Annotated in this window: 16 protein-coding genes; 8 read left to right on the forward strand and 8 right to left on the reverse strand. The window is 72.4% G+C overall.

What is annotated here, in order from left to right; all coding sequences use genetic code 11:
• Positions 1 to 156: 156 nt before the first annotated feature.
• The 3 genes from DZF91_RS36420 (at position 157) to DZF91_RS36430 (ending at position 2462) form a co-directional block, all read left to right on the forward strand.
• Positions 157 to 762, forward strand: coding sequence for a response regulator transcription factor (locus DZF91_RS36420; protein ID WP_117361574.1), 606 nt, complete (start codon positions 157 to 159; stop codon positions 760 to 762).
• 124 nt (positions 763 to 886) lie between these two features.
• Positions 887 to 1765, forward strand: coding sequence for a ribonuclease HII (locus tag DZF91_RS36425; protein WP_235834823.1), 879 nt, complete (start codon positions 887 to 889; stop codon positions 1763 to 1765).
• Between the two features lie 64 nt (positions 1766 to 1829).
• The gene (locus DZF91_RS36430) at positions 1830 to 2462 is read left to right on the forward strand and encodes an HhH-GDP family DNA glycosylase (protein WP_117361575.1); all 633 of its coding nucleotides are present in this window, start codon (positions 1830 to 1832) and stop codon (positions 2460 to 2462) included.
• A gap of 141 nt (positions 2463 to 2603) precedes the next feature.
• Here DZF91_RS36430 and DZF91_RS36435 read toward each other — a convergent pair whose 3' ends face one another.
• The 3 genes from DZF91_RS36435 to DZF91_RS36445 all read right to left on the reverse strand — a co-directional run bounded on the left by DZF91_RS36435 (position 2604) and on the right by DZF91_RS36445 (position 5270).
• Positions 2604 to 3263: a nitroreductase family protein gene (locus DZF91_RS36435; protein ID WP_117361576.1), complete on the reverse strand. Its 660-nt coding sequence runs from the start codon at positions 3261 to 3263 to the stop codon at positions 2604 to 2606.
• Between the two features lie 255 nt (positions 3264 to 3518).
• The gene (locus tag DZF91_RS36440; protein ID WP_117361588.1) at positions 3519 to 4568 is read right to left on the reverse strand and encodes a lipoate--protein ligase family protein; all 1050 of its coding nucleotides are present in this window, start codon (positions 4566 to 4568) and stop codon (positions 3519 to 3521) included.
• Positions 4569 to 4628: 60 nt separating this feature from the next.
• The gene (locus DZF91_RS36445) at positions 4629 to 5270 is read right to left on the reverse strand and encodes a TetR/AcrR family transcriptional regulator (protein ID WP_117361577.1); all 642 of its coding nucleotides are present in this window, start codon (positions 5268 to 5270) and stop codon (positions 4629 to 4631) included.
• A gap of 120 nt (positions 5271 to 5390) precedes the next feature.
• Here DZF91_RS36445 and DZF91_RS36450 point away from each other — a divergent pair, with 120 nt between their 5' ends.
• Positions 5391 to 6503: a Gfo/Idh/MocA family protein gene (locus tag DZF91_RS36450; RefSeq protein WP_117361578.1), complete on the forward strand. Its 1113-nt coding sequence runs from the start codon at positions 5391 to 5393 to the stop codon at positions 6501 to 6503.
• On the opposite strand, the gene DZF91_RS36455 is transcribed toward DZF91_RS36450, so the two are convergent.
• Both DZF91_RS36455 and DZF91_RS36460 read right to left on the reverse strand, forming a co-directional pair.
• The gene (locus tag DZF91_RS36455; RefSeq protein WP_199487132.1) at positions 6478 to 7443 is read right to left on the reverse strand and encodes a pirin family protein; all 966 of its coding nucleotides are present in this window, start codon (positions 7441 to 7443) and stop codon (positions 6478 to 6480) included. The genes DZF91_RS36450 and DZF91_RS36455 overlap by 26 nt on opposite strands.
• 218 nt (positions 7444 to 7661) lie before the next feature.
• A complete protein-coding gene (locus tag DZF91_RS36460) occupies positions 7662 to 8117 on the reverse strand; it encodes a DUF4267 domain-containing protein (protein ID WP_117361580.1) in 456 nt (151 codons plus the stop codon).
• Between the two features lie 90 nt (positions 8118 to 8207).
• On the opposite strand from DZF91_RS36460, the gene DZF91_RS36465 reads away from it, so the two are divergent.
• From DZF91_RS36465 to DZF91_RS36475, 3 genes are all read left to right on the forward strand, one after another.
• Entirely contained in the window at positions 8208 to 8783 is a 576-nt protein-coding gene (locus DZF91_RS36465; RefSeq protein WP_117361581.1) for a TetR/AcrR family transcriptional regulator, read from the forward strand.
• A gap of 69 nt (positions 8784 to 8852) precedes the next feature.
• Positions 8853 to 9503, forward strand: a complete 651-nt coding sequence (locus tag DZF91_RS36470; protein WP_117361582.1) for a LysE family translocator — start codon at positions 8853 to 8855, stop codon at positions 9501 to 9503.
• Between the two features lie 124 nt (positions 9504 to 9627).
• Positions 9628 to 10230 (forward strand): hypothetical protein, encoded by a 603-nt coding sequence (locus DZF91_RS36475; RefSeq protein ID WP_117361583.1) that lies wholly within the window; start codon positions 9628 to 9630, stop codon positions 10228 to 10230.
• A 70-nt stretch (positions 10231 to 10300) separates the two neighbouring features.
• On the opposite strand, the gene DZF91_RS36480 is transcribed toward DZF91_RS36475, so the two are convergent.
• Positions 10301 to 11275, reverse strand: a complete 975-nt coding sequence (locus DZF91_RS36480) for a quinone oxidoreductase family protein (RefSeq protein ID WP_117361584.1) — start codon at positions 11273 to 11275, stop codon at positions 10301 to 10303.
• A gap of 110 nt (positions 11276 to 11385) precedes the next feature.
• On the opposite strand from DZF91_RS36480, the gene DZF91_RS36485 reads away from it, so the two are divergent.
• Positions 11386 to 11991 (forward strand): TetR/AcrR family transcriptional regulator, encoded by a 606-nt coding sequence (locus DZF91_RS36485; protein WP_117361585.1) that lies wholly within the window; start codon positions 11386 to 11388, stop codon positions 11989 to 11991.
• 44 nt (positions 11992 to 12035) lie between these two features.
• Here DZF91_RS36485 and DZF91_RS36490 read toward each other — a convergent pair whose 3' ends face one another.
• Positions 12036 to 12866 (reverse strand): SAM-dependent methyltransferase, encoded by an 831-nt coding sequence (locus DZF91_RS36490; protein WP_117361589.1) that lies wholly within the window; start codon positions 12864 to 12866, stop codon positions 12036 to 12038.
• 268 nt (positions 12867 to 13134) lie between these two features.
• Complete coding sequence (locus tag DZF91_RS36495) at positions 13135 to 15978, reverse strand: vitamin B12-dependent ribonucleotide reductase (protein WP_117361586.1); 2844 nt, start codon at positions 15976 to 15978, stop codon at positions 13135 to 13137.
• Between the last annotated feature and the right edge of the window lie 307 nt (positions 15979 to 16285).

A 16285-nucleotide genomic window follows, 5' to 3' on the forward strand; every position in this document is an offset into this window, starting at 1 on the left:
CGGCCGGCGGGACGGGTCCGGGCGGCGGCGGCAACGGGCTCGCCGGCCTGCGCGAGCGGGTCGGCGCGGCTGGCGGGACGCTGCGCGCCGACCCGTCCGGTCCGGGGTTCCTGCTGGCGGCGACGGTGCCGGTCGCGACGGGTGGAGAATGATCCGGTGATCCGAGTGCTGCTCGCCGAAGACCAGGGCATGATGCGCGGCGCCCTCGCGCTGCTGCTCGACCTGGAGGACGACATCGAGGTCGTCGCGCAGGTCGCGGACGGCGCCGAGGTGCTGCCCGCCGCGCTGCGGACCCGTCCGGACGTCGCCGTCCTGGACATCGAGATGCCGAACCGCACGGGCCTGGACGTGGCCGCCGACCTGCGCCGCGAGCTGCCGTCCTGCCGCGTCCTGATCGTCACGACCTTCGGCCGGCCCGGATACCTGCGCCGGGCGATGGAGGCGGGCGCACGGGGCTTCCTGGTCAAGGACGGCCCCATCGAGGACCTCGTGGCGGCGATCCGCCGGGTCCTGGCCGGCGAGCAGGTCGTGGACCCGGTACTCGCCACGGCCGCCCTCTCGGTCGGCCCGAACCCGCTCACCGACCGCGAGCGGGACGTGCTCGCCGCGGCCGCCGACGGAGCGACGGTCGCCGACATCGCGGGTCGCCTGCACCTGTCGGAGAGCACCGTCCGCAACTACCTCTCGTCCGCGATCGGGAAGACCGGCTCGCGCAACCGCATCGAGGCCGTGGGCGCGGCCCGCCAGAACGGTTGGCTCTGACCGGCCCGTTCCGTCCCGGGCCGCTCCCGCGGGGCCGGCGGTCGCAGCGCGTCCCCGCGCTCCGGAGGCGGAGGGTGGCCGTACGATCGAGACCGCCGCACGCCTCCGAGGTCCAGGAGAACCCTTGTCCGCTCCCGAGTCCGCCCCGCCCGTGACCGCCCCGCCCGTGACCGCCCCGCCCGTGACCGCCATGCCGGTTGCGTCCGCCGAGCCCCTCGTGGCCGCCGAGCCCGCCGACGTCGCGCTGCCGGGTCTGGAGACGGACGCGTCCGAGGCGTCCGGCGCGCGGACGTCGCGGGTCGCCGGATACGAGATCGAGGACGAGCTGCGCGCGCTGACCGGCCGTCCGGTGCGGATCGCCGGTGTGGACGAGGTCGGCCGCGGCGCGTGGGCGGGGCCCGTCGTGGTGTGCGCGGCCGTCACCGACCTTTCGGCCCCTCCGGAACTCCCCGGACGCGGCGGGAGGAAGATCCGGCTCACCGACTCCAAGCTGCTGACCAAGGCCCACCGGGAAGCGTTCGCCGAGATCCTTCCGGACTGGCTGGACGCCCACGCGATCGGCGCGGCATCCCCGGAGGAGATCGACGAGCTCGGGATGACGGCGGCGCTGCGGCGCGCGGCCGTCCGCGCCCTGGCCGCCCTCCCCGAGCCGCCCGACCTGGTGCTGCTGGACGGCGACAACGACTACGTGCGGGATCCGCGCTGGCGGGTCCGCTGCGAGGTCAAGGCCGACCAGCGGTCGGTCACGGTGGCCGCCGCGTCGGTCCTGGCCAAGGTGCACCGGGACGGGCTGATGGCCGCGCTTGACACCGGGTTTCCCGGGTACGGGTTCGCCGACGCCGCCGGTTACCCGTCGCCGGTTCACCAGAAGGCGCTGGAGGAGTACGGCCCGACCCCGCACCACCGGATGTCCTGGTCGTATCTGGACGACCTGCCCCGCTGGCGGCACCTGAAGCGCCACCGCGATCCGCTCGCCGGCGAGGGCCAGCTCAGCCTGCTCTGATTACGCGTCCGCAGGCGTCAATCGCGCGTGCCTGGGTAAAGCGCGATTGACGGGAGGTGCGTTGATGGACGCTGTCGTGAAAAGGCTGTTGCGTGAGGCGGGCCAGACCTACGCCGAGGAGGTGGGCATCCCGCTCAAGGACCAGCCGGGGCCCCTGTTCCGGCTGCTGGTCCTGTCCAACCTGCTCAGCGCCCGGATCGGGTCGGACATCGCGATGGCCGCAGCGCGCGAGGTGTTCCAGGCGGGCGGCGGCACCCCGCGCGGACTCACGCGGCTGACCTGGCAGCAGAGGGTGGACGCCCTCGGCCGCGGCCATTACGTCCGCTACGACGAGAGCACCGCGACGCGCCTCGGCGACATGGCCGACCTCGTCCTGGACAAGTACAAGGGCGACCTGCGGCGGCTGCCCATCGAGGCCGGGCGCGACCCGCGCCGCGCGGGCGAGCTGCTGCGCGAATTCCCCGGCATCGGGCCGGTCGGCGTCGACATCTTCTGCCGTGAGGCCCAGCAGATGTGGCCGTGGCTGCGCCCCTACATCGACGGGCAGGCCCTCAAGGGCGCCGAACGCCTCGGCCTTCCCGCGGACCCGAAGCGCCTCGCCGACGAGGTGCCCGACAAGGAGATCGCGCGCTTCGCGTCCGCGCTGGTGCGGGTCGGCCGGGACAAGAAACTGGCCGAATCCGTCCTGAAGGGCTGACCGTTTCACGGTTCTTCGAGAATGGCGATCGGCCGGGGCGTGAGAACACGTCCCGGCCGATTTGCTTCTCCCGATTCCGCCGTTCCGCTGATCCGGGCCGCCGGCGCGGCGTAGCGTCGGAGATGGATCGGGAAGCGCTGGTCAGAGGTGGACGACGACCTCGTCCACGGCTTTCTTCGTGATGTCGGGGACCATCGCGTCGTCCGCCGGATAGCCGACCGGAATGACGACGTACGCCCGCTCCTCCCGGGGCCGTTCACAGACCTCGTTGAGAAATTTCATCGGGCTCGGCGTGTGCGTGAGCGTCGCGAGGCCCGCCTGGTGCAGCGCGGCCAGCAGGAAGCCGACGGCGATCCCGACCGATTCCTTTACATAGTATGGTCGCGGCGAGTGCGGCCCCTTGTGCACCTCGAAGACGACGATGACCGCCGGGGCGTCCTCCAGGAACGGCTTGCGCCAGTCGGTGCCGAGCGGAGCCAGCGCCTCCAGCCACTCCGGCGACGCCCGGTGCTCGTAGAACTCGCGCTCCTCCGCCTCGGCCGCCTCCCGCAGCCTGCGCTTGCGCTCGGGGTCGGTGACGACGACGAACCGCCACGGCTGGACGTTCGCGCCGCTCGGCGCCGTCGCCGCGGCGCGCAGCGCGTGGTCGAGCACCTCCGGCGGCACCGGCCGGGACGAGAAGTCCCGGACCGTCCGGCGCAGCGTCATGGTGTCGGCGAACGCCCGCGCGCGCTCGACGGCCCTCGTGGCGGGCACGTCGAACCGGGGCGCGGGCACGACCGGATACGGATACTGGCTCATGCCCTCGTTCTAACCGGCCGCCCGCCCCCGCCACAACGGCAAGACCTGCCACCGACGATCAAGGACCGCGGCGATCGCCGGACGCGCGCGGACGGTCACGCCCCCGGCCGCACGACGACGGCCGGTCGACGACGACCGGACGGTCACGGGCGTACGGTCACCGGCGGACGGTCACCGGCGGGCGGTCACCGGCGGGCGGTCACCGGCGGGCGGTCACCGGCGGGCGGTCACCGGCGGGCGGTCACCGGCGGGCGGTCACGGGACGCGGGCTGTCCACTCGGGCGTCGTGAACTTCTCCGCGACGTACTTGTCGGCGAGGACGCGCTCGTCGTCGGTGAGGGTGTCCGGGGTGAGGCCGTAGCGGGTGCGGAAGTGCGCGACCATGCGGCGGATGATCTCCTCCCGGGACAGCCCGGTCTGCCGCCGCAGCGGGTCGACACGCTTCTTCGCGCTGGTCGTGCCCTTGTCGGACAGCTTCTCCCGGCCGATCCGCAGCACCTGGAGCATCTTGTCCACGTCGATGTCGTAGGACATGGTCACGTGGTGCAGGACGGCGCCGTTCGCGAGCCGCTTCTGCGCCGCGCCCGCGATCTTGCCGTGGTCGGAGGTGATGTCGTTCAGCGGCTGGTACCAGGCGCGGATGCCGAGCTCGGCCAGCGCGCCGAGCACCCAGTCGTCCAGGAACGCGTAGCTCTCGGCGAACGACATGCCCGCGACCAGGGACTCCGGCGCGTACAGCGAGTAGGTGATCGTGTTGCCGGGCTCGACGAACATCGCGCCGCCGCCGCTGACGCGGCGGACGACCTCGACGTCCAGCGCCCGCGCGGCGTCCCCGTCCACCTCGTTGCGCAGCGACTGGAAACTGCCGATGACCACGGCGGACGCGCCCCACTCCCAGATCCGCAGCGTCGGCGGGCGGCGGCCGGCGCCGACCTCCTCGGCGAGCACCTGGTCGATCGCCATGTGCAGCGCGGGCGGCTGCGGCCCCTCGTGGACGAGCCGCCAGTCGTGGTCGCGCCAGTCGGACGCGCGCGCGACGGCCCGGCGCACGGCGATCCCGACCGCCTCGGTGGTGAGGCCGAGCATCACCGTGCCCTCCGGCAGCCCCGCCTGGACGCGGGCGGCAAGGTCGCGCGCCTCCAGTCCGGCGGACAGCCCGTCGAGCGCGCGGTCGATCGCCTCGAGCGCCTCGTCGGGTTCGAGGAAGAAGTCACCGCTGATCCGGGGGTTGCGGATCAGCCCGTCGACCACGTCCACGTCGGCGACGACGAGCTTTCCACCGGGCACCTTGTATTCGCCATGCATCACACGTCAGTCAACGGCGGTCGCCCGCCGGGGATTCCTCGCGGCGGGAACCGGGCCGGGCTACTTGGCGGAGGCCGGCTCCGGGGCCTCGGGAGCGGTGCCGGGCGGCGGGGTGGGGACGGGCGTCCGCAGGCCGTCGAGGACGATCGCGAGGTTGCGCTCCCACTGCGAGGGCCCGGCGTGGATGCCCATCGTGTGGGCGCCGGTGGAGACCCCGACCAGCAGGAACGACACGTCCGTCCAGGACACGTCCGGGCGGATGGCCCCGGCGTCCTGCGCCCGCTCGACCAGTTGCCGGACGCGGTCGCGCAGCTCGGCGCGCTCGTGGTCCAGCACTCCGCCGATCGCCTGGTTCACGTCGCACAGCTCGTTGCGCAACCGCAGGTAGGAGGACGCGAAGTCACGGAAACCCGTCCACGGGTCGGGGTCGGCGAGACCCTGGTCGCCGCGTTCCAGGATCTCCCCGATGATCTCCTCCAGGACGGCCTGGAGGAGGCGTTCGAGGCTGCCGACGCGCCGGTAGAACGTGCCCACGCCCACGCCGGCCCGCCGCGCGATGTCGTGCGCGGTGATCTCGCCGCCCTCGGCCGCGGCCTCGCGCGTGGCGGCGACCAGCCGCTCCACGTTGCGGCGGGCGTCGGCGCGCGGGACGCGGCCGGACCCGTCGTCGAGGAGGCGGTCCACGGCGCTCACGGTCTCCATGCCGACGATCCTAGCAAACGGACGACACGCGTCCGGATTAAGTGGACAACCCGCGTCCGCTTGTCTTAGAGTCCCTTCCATCCGGACGGCAGGCGTCCGCTTCTCGGATTGGAGTCCACCATGCCCGCGATCCGCGTCGGCATCATCGGGGCCAACCCCGACCAGGGCTGGGCGTCGCGCGCCCACATCCCCGCACTGCGCGCGCTGCCCGGTTACGAGATCACCGCCGTCGGCACCCGGCGCGAGGAGAGCGCACGCGAGGCCGCCCGCCGCTTCGGCGTCCCGCACCACTTCACCGACCCGCGCGAGCTCGCCGCGCATCCGGACGTCGACCTGGTCGCGATCACGGTGAAGGTCCCCGCCCATGACGAGCTGATCCGGGCCGCGCTCGGCGCGGGCAGGCAGGTCTTCTCCGAGTGGCCGCTCACCCGCACGACCGACGAGGCCGAGGCGGTCGTCAAGCTCGCCGCCGGGGCCGGCGTCCGGACGGCCGTCGGGCTGCAGGCCCGCTTCTCCCCCGCCGCCGCACACGCCCGCGCCCTGCTCGCCGACGGCTACGCGGGCCGCGTGACCTCGGTGAACGTGCACGGCGCCCTTGCCAAGGGCGCGAACGGCACCATGCCCGCGTGGTCGTCCTACACCGCCGACGTCCGCAACGCCGCGGGCACGCTCGAGGTCGGCGGCGGCCACCATCTCGACCTCGTCCAGCACCTGGCCGGGCCCGTCGCGGAGCTGTCGGCGTCCCTGGCCGTGCAACGCGTCCACTACACGGTCGCCGAGACCGGGGAACCGGTGGAGGCCGACAGCCCCGACCAGGTCGCGGTGGCCGGCACCCTCGCGTCCGGGGCGACGCTCTCGGCGCACATCCACTACGCCAAGCGCACGGCCCCCGGCACCCGCATCGAGATCGCGGGCACCGAGGGCGATCTCACCCTGCTCTCACGCGGTGGCGCGGGCCTGCAGATCGACGAACTCGTCCTGCTCGGCAACCGCGAACCCGGCGCCGAGCCCCAACGCATCGACCCACCCGCCGCTCTGAAGCCCCTGCCTCCGGCTCTGGAGGGCACCGAAGCGGCGAACGTCGCCCGGATCTACCAGGCCTTCGCGGACTCCCCCGGCTCCGTCCCCACCTTCGAGGACGCCCTGGACCTCCACCGCCTCCTCGACGCCGTCCGCGAGTCCGCCGCGTCCGGGAGGCGCGTCACCCTCAGCGGACGCGACCGCGCGGCTTGAGCGGCAGGTCCGGCAGTGCGGGGGCGGGGGTGCGGTCGCCGTCGTAGCCGTGGACGGTGCCGAAGCGGTCCCCGTCCATCCAGTCGGCGCGCGCCCGGTCGATCTCCTCCCCCGTCCGGCCGACGAAGTTCCACCACATCACCAGCCGCTCCTCGAAGGGCTCGCCGCCGAGCAGCATCAGCGAACCGCCTCCGTCCGCGCGGACGGGCAGTTCGCGGCGTCCGCAGCCGAGGTAGAGCATCGACCCGGGGTCCAGCGGCACGTCGTCCACGACGGTGCGTCCGCGCATGGTCAGGACGGCGTACTCGAAGTCGGGCTCCAGCGGCAGGCGCACGTCGGCGCCGTCCGCCACCTCGATGTCCGCGCCGACGATGGGCGTGAACGCGCGCCCGGGCGAGGTGGCGCCGTCGAGTTCGCCCAGCAGGACGGTCCCCTTGAAACCGGGCCCGGTCACCACGGGAAGGTCGGCATGGAACTCCCAGCTCGGATCGGTGTGGCGCGCCTCGTCCGGCAGCGCCACCCACAGTTGCGCGCCGTGCAGGATGCGGCCGTGCTCGCGCGGCGACTCCTCCGAATGCGAGATGGCGCGTCCCGACGTCATCAGCCCGAGCTGGCGCGGCCGGACGGTCTGGAGGCTGCCCAGGCTGTCGCGGTGCAGCACCTCACCCGCGTGCAGCCAGCTCACCGTCTGCAGGCCCATGTGCGGGTGCGGCGGCACCTGCATGCCGGGCTCGCTCGCGATGTCGTCCGGCCCGTAGTTGTCCACGAAGCACCACGCGCCGACCATCCGCCGCCCGAGCGTGGGCAGCAGCCGCCGCACCTCCGTGCCCGCGCCGAGGGACATGACGCGCGGCTTCAGCAGCTCGCGCACCGGCCGCCCCGCCACATCGTCCCGTCCCCCGCACGCCACGGCCTCCGGACGCGTCTGAAGATCACTCACCGGCACTTCTCCCTCTCCCGACAAGGCCCCCATTCTCCCTGGTGACCAGGGAGACCGGACCCACCCAGCCCGCGACCGAACTCCGGGCACCCCACCCGCGACGTCCCGACAGCGGCTCGGCCCATCGAGGGCAGGCGGAGCAGGCGGGAGTCATGCGGGGACAAGCCGGGGTCATGCGGGACAGGCCGAGGTCACGCGGCCGGCGTCACCCGGCCGGGTCAGGCGGTCGGGGCGGTGGAGCGGGTGATGCGGATGAACTGGAGGACCACGCCGAGGGCCAGGAGGGCGGCGGCGGAGCCGTGGACGGCGAGGGCGTAGGCGACCGTGCCGCCGTGCGTCATGACGGTGACCATGTCGCCGAGGGGAAGGAGCAGGTCGAACAGCATGATCCAGGCCAGGGCGCGGTGCTGGCGGAGGGCGAGGAGGGTGAAGATCGCGCCTCCGACGGCGAGGTCGCGGACGCCCTTGACGGCGAAGTAGCCGGTGGCCTCGCCGGTCGGCCAGGGCTTGATGCCGAAGCCGTCTGCGGCGTGCGGGTCGAGCAGGAAGTTGAGCCCGAAGTAGGTCACCAGCAGGCCGGTCACGACCGCGATGCCGGTGGCGGTGCGGGCGAGCAGGCGCCCCTTGGCGGGGACGGCCGGCTGGACGGCGGACGAGGCGGCGACGACGTTCATGGCGACTCCTTGGTGGCTAGCATTGCTAGGAACAAGAGCGACGCTAGCACTAGCGGTGCTCGCATGTCTAGCGATGCTAGAATCCGTGCCATGTCAGCACAGCAGCGCCGCGAACGCGAACGAGCCGACCGCCGCCGACTGATCGTCCGGACGGCGCGGGAACTGGCCGAGTCCGAGGGGTGGGAGGCCGTCACCACCCGCCGCCTGTCCGACCTCGTCCAGTACAGCCAGCCCGTCCTGTACAGCCACTTCAAGGGGAAGTCCGCGATCGTCGCCGCCGTGGCGGTCGAGGGCATCGCCGACCTGGCCGCCGAGCTGCGCGCGGCGCGCGAGAAGGCGACCGGAGACGTCGCCGCGCTGCACGACGTCGCACGGACGTACCTGGAGTTCGCCGCGGCGCACCCGGCCACCTATGACGCGATGTTCGTCCAGCCGATCGACGTCACGTTCGGGACGGGCGAGTCGCCGCAGGCACTCCGCGACGCGTTCCAGGAGTTCGAGACCGTGCTGAGGCCGTTCGCCGGGGAGCGCGATCCCGAGACGTTCGCCGAACTCGGCTGGAGTTGGCTGCACGGCCTCGCAACGCTGACCAAAGGGAAGCGGCTGCGTCCCGATCACGCGGACGCCCGCCTCACGCTCGTGGTCGATGCGCTGACCCGCGGCTGACCGCGCGCCCCGCCGTCCGCCCCTCGAAAAGGGCTTGATCAGGGTCGGGGCCTCGGCAAGGCTGCACGGGTGGTCGATTTCTCCCTGTACGCGGCGTTCCTTGTCGCCGCCCTCGCGCTGTGCCTGACCCCGGGCCCGGACATGATGTTCATCGTCGCCATGGGCGGACGCGGCGGACCCACCACGGGCGCCCTGGCCGCGGCGGGTGTGGCGACGGGCGCGCTGATCCACGCGATCGCCGCCATGCTCGGCCTGTCGGCGCTGTTCGCGGCCCTGCCCACGCTGTACCACGTGCTGCGCTGGGTGGGGGCGGCCTACCTGGTCTTCCTCGCGGTCAAGGCGTTCCGTGAGAGGGACACCGGACCCGCGGACGCGGGCGCCGAGGGCGGGCCGCAGGCCGCAGGCCCCGGTCTTCCGCGCGCGTTCTGGCAGGGGATGGTGACGAACCTGCTCAACCCGAAGGTCATCCTGTTCAACATCGCGTTCCTGCCGCAGTTCGTGAACCCGCAGCTCGGGCACCCGATGGTCCAGTTCATGATCCTCGGCGTCACGCTCGTGCTGATCGGACTCGCCGTGGACGGCACGGTCGGACTGCTCTCCGGCCGTCTCGCCGCCGCGCTCCGGCGCAGCCGCCGCGCCGCCCGCGCGCTCAACGTGTTCGGCGGCGTCGTCTTCACGGGTCTGGCCGCCCGCCTCCTCCTCGCCCCCGACGGCCGCTGACGGCCCGCGGCCGCGTCGGGCGCCGAGATCGACCCCGGCCATCGGTGGAGAACGTTACCCTCGGTCCCGGAGCGACGGGGGACGAACCGCGGCCACGCGGCTTTAATGGAGGTGGGGAGGCGCGATGAGCGGTGCGGCACCGGGCGGGCGGTTCTGCGGGACGGACGGTCCGGTCGTGCTCCGGGTGGTCCTCGAGACCGGCATCGCCGAGTTCACGGACGTGAGGGACCTCGCCGACAGCGCCCTCGCCGCATACGTCCGCGATCACCTCGACGAGCTGGACGTCCTCCCCCGCCTCCGCGCGGCGCACGGAGAGGTGTCCTGCCCCGACGTGCTGGACGAGATCCCCGCGTTGTCCGGCGGGCTCGCGCTCGAGTCGGACGGTCGCCGCATCGCCTCCCCCGGATGCTGCGCCGACCTGAGCATCCTGCGGGAATGGCGAGAGGCCGCCGGACACTGCTCCACCACCCCGGCGATGCTCTGGAACGGGCATCCGTGGCTTCTGGTCGCCGCGGACGGCGACCGCCTCACCCTCTCCGGTCCGACCGAGACCAGCCAGGGCCCGGCCGCGCACCTCCTGACCGTCACCCGCACCGCCCTGCGGTCGGCGATCGACGCGGCCGAGGCCGAGTACGGACGGTTCGCCGACCAGGTCACCGCGGTGTGCGCGGGCCTGGCCGGAGAACCACTTGTCGCCCCGCTGACCCGAGTCCTCCTCGGGGACTGAGCCCCCAGCCGTCAGGCACCCGTCACCGAAGCCGTTCCATCGAGCTCCGTCTACACGCGTCTGCGGCCGGTCAAGGTTCCAGGACGAGGCGGCCGACGACGGCCCGGTCTTCCAGGAGCCGGTGGGCACGGACCGGCTCGTCCAGGGGGACGCGTGCGCCGGTCACCGCGCGCAACCTGCCGGAGCGCAGCAGGCCGGTGAGCTCGTCCAGGTCGGCGCGGGCCTGTTCGGGATCCGCCAGGCGATAGGCCAGGACGGCGAAGCCGATCACACTGCGCAGCGCGAAGACGCTGGTCACCGGCACACTGGTCAGGTCCCCGGCGGACGCGCCGTAGACGACGGCCCGGCCGAACGGCGCGAGCAGGTCGAGCGCGCGGTGCAGGGTGTCCCCGCCGATCGCGTCCAGGGCCAGGTGGACGCCCTCGGGCGCGGCGGCCCGCACCTGCTCGTCCCAGTCGGGCGCGGTGTGGTCGATCACGGTGTCCGCGCCGAGGTCGGCGAGCAGTTTCCGCTTCGCGTCCGATCCGGCGGTCGCGATGACCGTCCCGGCCCCGCGCAGCCGGGCGAGCTGGACGGCGAGGTGCCCGATCGTGCCCGCGCCCGCCGTGACCAGCACGGTCTCGCCCGCGGCGATCCGGCCGACGCGCAGGCAGCCCAGCGCGACCGCGCCGGCGAGCGGCAGGACGCTGGCGGACGCGGCGTCCAGATCGTCCGGGACCGGGACGAGCCAGTCGGCGTCCGTGACCACCCGGTCGGCCCAGGCGTCGGTCGCGACGGCGGCGACGCGGGTTCCGGCCAGTGCGGGGTCGACGTCCGAACCCGTCCGCTCGACCGTGCCGACGACGTCGCCGGTCAGCGTGCCCGGGAGCTCCCGGAACCAGATCGACGCGCGGTCGGCCTCCCGCCTGAGCTGGACGTCCACGTAGTTCGTCCCGATCACCTCGGGCCGGACGAGCACCTCTCCCGGTCCCGGCTCGGGGACCGGCGACTCCTCCACCGCCAGGACCTCCGGACCGCCGTGGGCGTGGTACCGGACGTGTCGCATGCCGCCTCCTCCGGACGGCCCATCCCGGACCGCCCGATAAACTGAACCATCGGTCAACATCGACCGTACTTGACCGTCGGTCAATTTGTCTACGGGAGGACGTCCGCCGCATGCCGAGAGAACGTGCCGACGCTGCCCGCAACCGGCGCGCGATCCTGGCCGCCACCGAGCGGCTACTCGCCGCCAACCCGCCGCGGGACATCTCGATGGAGCAGGTCGCCACCGAGGCCGGCGTCGCCAAGGGCACGGTGTTCCACCGGTTCGGCAGCCGCGCCGGACTCATGCTGGCGCTCATGGTGGAGCGCGCGCACGCGCTGGAGGACGCCGTGCGCACCGGGCCGCCGCCGCTCGGCGAGGGCGCGCCCGACCGCGACCGCCTGCTCGCCTTCGTGGACGCGATCGTGGACGTCGTCAGCCGGAACAAGAGCCTGCTCGCCGAGCTCTCCCGGTCGGGCGTCACGCTGCCGTCCAGCGACGAGTACCACGCGAACCAGCCGAACCCGCACGCCGTCTACGCGTTCTGGCACGGCCACATCAGCGCGTTGCTGCTGGCGGGGAACCCGGAGGTGGACGCCGACACGTTCGCGCACGTCCTGCTCGGGTCCCTGCACAGCGACCCGATCCTCGCCCGGCTCACCGCGGAGGGCCCGGACCGGCTGAAGGCCGCGCTCCGCTCGATGATCACCGCCCAGCTGGACGCGCCCCGCACGGCATGAGAAAGGGCCGGGACGAGTCCCGGCCCTTCACACCTCCAGACGCGTCACGGCTTGCGCGCGACACCGCCCAGGAACCACACGAGGTCGGAGTCCTCGGCGGGCTCCTGCTCGGGACGCCACCACGGCACCCACACCAGCCCCGGGTCGACCATCTCGAAGTCCCCGAAGAAGCGCGCCACGTCCTCGCGGGACCGGGCGAGCGCGGGCGAGGCCGTCCGCGAGTAGATCTCCTCGAGCCGGTGCACCACGTCGGGACGCAGGTCCGGCGAGCCGTGCGTGATGGCCAGGTAGCTGCCGCTCGGCAGCGCGGCGCGCAGTTCGTCCAGCAGCGCGTGCGGCTCCGCCTCGTCCGGGACGAAGTGCAGTATCGCCAGCAGGAGCAGCGCGACCGGACGGTCCAGGTCGAGCAGCCGGCGCACGTCCGGATGCGCGAGGATCGCGCCCGGGTCCCGCAGGTCGGCCTGGATCACCGTGGTCCGGTTGTTGTCGGCGAGCAGCGCCCGCCCGTGCGCGAGCACCACCGGGTCGTTGTCCACGTACACGACGCTCGCGTCCGGGTTGATCCGCTGGACGATCTGGTGGACGTTGTCCTGCGTCGGGAGCCCGGTGCCGATGTCGAGGAACTGGTCGATCCCGCACTCCTCGGCGAGGAAGCGCGCGACCCGGCCGAGGAACGCCCGGTTCTCCCGGACGACCCGCGGGAACAGCGGATCGGCGGACACCGCCTCGCGGGCGCGCTCCCGGTCGACGCCGAGATTGTCCTTCCCGCCGAGCAGGAAGTCGTACATGCGGGCCACCGAGGGCGTCCGCTCCTCGAACTCCGACGGACGCCACTGCTCCGGTCGAGCGGAGGGCAGCTCAGTAGATTCCGTCATGTTCTCCTCGTTCCACGCGATGCCGCCGAACACCCGGATGATCAGTAAACCAAGCCGAACCACGCCTCCGCACGCGTTTCCAACGGTCCACTCTCCCGAACACGCGCACCGGTGCGAAACCGCCCCGCGACACCCTCGAAAGGGGATAGGGAACCGATCGTCGAGCCGCGACGAACAGAAAGCGGGAGCCGACGCATCGCGTCGGCTCCCGCCGTCGTTCCACCGCATTCCGCTCCCCCGACACCACGCGGGCGCCGGGGTCACCGGATCAGCTGCAGCCGCTGGTGGAGCCGCAGCCCTCGCAGACGTAGCAGCTGCCGGCCGGGCGCATCTTGGTGCCGCAGGTCAGGCAGAGCGGCGCGTCGGCCGTGCGGCCCTGGCGGCTCTCGATGACCTCGACCGATGAGTGCGGCGCGGCCGGGGCCGGGTTCGCCGAGGCGGCGGCCGGAGCCGGAGCCTTGGTGATCTCGGCGGTCTGGGCCAGGGTCTCGCGCTCGGTCTCGGCGTCCGGGGAGTGCAGGGACGCCGGGTCCTCGCCGTTGGCCTGCATCGCGCGCTCGGCGGCGGACAGGATGCCGAGCTCGGAGCGGGTCTCGTAGTCGAGGTGGTCCAGGGCCAGGCGGCGGAAGATGTAGTCCATCACCGAGGTCGCCATGCGGATGTCCGGGTCGTCGGTCATGCCCGCCGGCTCGAACCGCATGTTGGTGAACTTCTCCACCCAGGTCTCCAGCGGCACGCCGTACTGGAGGCTGATGGAGATCGCCATGGAGAAGGCGTCCATCACGCCGGCCAGGGTCGAGCCCTGCTTGCCGAGCTTGAGGAAGACCTCGCCGAGACCGTCGTCCGGGTAGGACGAGGCGGTCATGTAGCCTTCGGCGCCCGCGACGGAGAACCGGGTGACCATCGCCGGACGCTGCTTCGGCAGCCGCTTGCGGACGGGCCGCACCTCGGCCGGCGCCGCGGCGGCGGGGGCGGTCTCGGCCTTCGGCTCCTCCTTCTTGCCCGCGGCGGAGAGCGGCTGGCCGACCTTGCAGTTGTCGCGGTAGATCGCCAGCGCCTTCAGGCCGAGCTTCCAGCCCTCGAAGTACACCTTCTCGATGTCCTCGATGCCGGCCTGCTCGGGCATGTTGACCGTCTTGGAGATCGCGCCGGACAGGAACGGCTGGACGGCCGCCATCATCCGGACGTGCCCCATCGGGGAGATCGCGCGCTCGCCCATCGCGCAGTCGAACACCTCGTAGTGCTCGGGGCGCAGGCCCGGCGCGTCCACGACGTGGCCGTTCTCGGCGATGTACTCGACGATCGCCTCGATCTGCTCCTGCTGGTAGCCGAGCCGGGTGAGGGCGCGCGGCACGGTCAGGTTGACGATCTGCATGGAGCCGCCGCCGACGAGCTTCTTGAACTTCATCAGCGCGAGGTCCGGCTCGATGCCGGTGGTGTCGCAGTCCATCATCAGGCCGATGGTGCCGGTCGGCGCGAGCAGCGACGCCTGGGCGTTGCGGTACCCGTTCTTCTCGCCGGTCTTCAGGCACTCCTGCCACTGCGCGGTCGCGGCGGTGTGGATGGCCTTGTCGATGTCGTCCAGCGTGCGGATCTCGTCGTTGGCCGCGGCGTGCTTGCGCATGACGCGCTTGTGCGCCTCGGCGTTGCGGGCGTACCCGGCGTACGGGCCGACGACCCCGGCGATCTCGGCGGAGCGCCGGTAGGCGACGCCGGTCATCAGGGAGGTGATGGTCGCGGCGAGCGAGCGGCCGCCCTCGGAGTCGTAGGCGTGGCCGGTCGCCATCAGCAGCGCGCCGAGGTTGGCGTAGCCGATGCCGAGCTGGCGGTAGTCACGGGTGGTCTCGCCGATCTTCTCGGTCGGGAAGTCGGCGAAGGTGATCGAGATGTCCATCGCGGTGATGATCAGCTCGGTCAGCTTCACGAAGTTCTCGACGTCGAAGGTGTCGTCGGCGCGCAGGAACTTCAGCAGGTTGATGGAGGCCAGGTTGCAGGACGAGTTGTCCAGCGACATGTACTCCGAGCACGGGTTGGACGCGGTGATCCGGCCGGTCTCGGGGTTGGTGTGCCAGTCGTTGATCGTGTCGTCGTACTGGATGCCCGGGTCGGCGCACTCCCACGCGGCCTTGGCCATCCGGCGGAACAGGTCCTTGGCCCGGATGGTCTCGATGACCTCGCCGTTCAGCCGCCCGCGCAGGCCGAACTCGCCGTCGGTCTCGACCGCGCGCATGAACTCGTCCGACACGCGGACCGAGTTGTTGGCGTTCTGGTACTGGACGGAGTTGATGTCCCTGCCGCCGAGGTCCATGTCGAACCCGGCGTCCCGCAGCGCGCGGATCTTGTCCTCCTCGCGCGCCTTGGTGTCGATGAACTCGGCGATGTCGGGGTGGTCGACGTCGAGCACGACCATCTTGGCGGCCCGGCGGGTCGCGCCGCCGGACTTGATCGTCCCCGCCGAGGCGTCCGCGCCGCGCATGAACGACACCGGGCCGGACGCGGTGCCGCCGGACGACAGCAGCTCCTTGGACGAGCGGATCCGGGACAGGTTCAGGCCCGCGCCCGAACCGCCCTTGAAGATGATCCCCTCCTCCTTGTACCAGTCGAGGATCGACTCCATCGTGTCGTCCACCGACAGGATGAAGCAGGCCGAGACCTGCTGCGGCGACTTGGTCCCGACGTTGAACCAGACCGGCGAGTTGAAGCTGAACATCTGGTGCGCGAGGGCGTAGGTCAGCTCGTGCTCGAAGATCTCGGCGTCCACGTCGGTGGCGAAGTAGCCGTGCTCGACGCCGGTCGTCACGTACATCCGGACGACCCGGTCGATGAGCTGCTTCAGGCTGTGCTCGCGCTGCGGCGTGCCGACGGCACCGCGGAAGTACTTGGACGTCACGATGTTGACGGCGTTCACCGACCAGAAGTCGGGGAACTCCACGCCGCGCTGCTCGAAGTTGACCGAGCCGTCGCGCCAGTTGGTCATGACGACGTCCCGGCGCTCCCACGTGATCTCGTCGTACGGGTGCACACCGGGCCTGGTGAAGATCCGCTCGACCTTGAGGCCCTTGCGGCCCCCCTTGCCGCGCTTGGCCGCCGAGCCGCTCACCGTCTCCGTCATGACCTCTCCCCCTCTCGGGCCCTCCCGCAAAGGGCCCTGTCCAGGTAAAACCCCGCCCAGGGGCCGCCTCATCCCGCCCCGGGCGCTGAAAACACGTACTGCTGGAAGTCTTTTTGAACTACTGGCACCGGCAGCGGACCCGCCGCCGGAAGCGTCCTACCGGGACGCGTCACCGCCCGTGGGAGGTCGCCCGCCCACGCCCTGCGCGGCGGCCTCGGCCGTCGCTCCGCCACCGGGGGAACGTCCCCCCGCGCCCGGTCCCCGCCGACCCGGCCCGCCGGGCTCGCCCGGTCCGGCCTGGCCGGAC

It is taken from the genome of Actinomadura logoneensis, assembly GCF_003428695.1.
In the GTDB taxonomy this organism is placed as follows: Bacteria; Actinomycetota; Actinomycetes; order Streptosporangiales; family Streptosporangiaceae; genus Spirillospora; species Spirillospora logoneensis.

Excerpts from the sequence above, each read along its gene's own strand:
- DZF91_RS36430 (WP_117361575.1), top strand. The coding sequence starts at position 1,830 with ATGGACGCTGTCGTGAAAAGGCTGTTGCGTGAGGCGGGCCAGACCTAC.
- DZF91_RS36435 (WP_117361576.1), bottom strand. The coding sequence starts at position 3,263 with ATGAGCCAGTATCCGTATCCGGTCGTGCCCGCGCCCCGGTTCGACGTG.
- DZF91_RS36440 (WP_117361588.1), bottom strand. The coding sequence starts at position 4,568 with ATGCATGGCGAATACAAGGTGCCCGGTGGAAAGCTCGTCGTCGCCGAC.
- DZF91_RS36445 (WP_117361577.1), bottom strand. The coding sequence starts at position 5,270 with ATGGAGACCGTGAGCGCCGTGGACCGCCTCCTCGACGACGGGTCCGGC.
- DZF91_RS36450 (WP_117361578.1), top strand. The coding sequence starts at position 5,391 with ATGCCCGCGATCCGCGTCGGCATCATCGGGGCCAACCCCGACCAGGGC.
- DZF91_RS36460 (WP_117361580.1), bottom strand. The coding sequence starts at position 8,117 with ATGAACGTCGTCGCCGCCTCGTCCGCCGTCCAGCCGGCCGTCCCCGCC.
- DZF91_RS36465 (WP_117361581.1), top strand. The coding sequence starts at position 8,208 with ATGTCAGCACAGCAGCGCCGCGAACGCGAACGAGCCGACCGCCGCCGA.
- DZF91_RS36475 (WP_117361583.1), top strand. The coding sequence starts at position 9,628 with ATGAGCGGTGCGGCACCGGGCGGGCGGTTCTGCGGGACGGACGGTCCG.
- DZF91_RS36480 (WP_117361584.1), bottom strand. The coding sequence starts at position 11,275 with ATGCGACACGTCCGGTACCACGCCCACGGCGGTCCGGAGGTCCTGGCG.
- DZF91_RS36485 (WP_117361585.1), top strand. The coding sequence starts at position 11,386 with ATGCCGAGAGAACGTGCCGACGCTGCCCGCAACCGGCGCGCGATCCTG.
- DZF91_RS36490 (WP_117361589.1), bottom strand. The coding sequence starts at position 12,866 with ATGACGGAATCTACTGAGCTGCCCTCCGCTCGACCGGAGCAGTGGCGT.
- DZF91_RS36495 (WP_117361586.1), bottom strand. The coding sequence starts at position 15,978 with ATGACGGAGACGGTGAGCGGCTCGGCGGCCAAGCGCGGCAAGGGGGGC.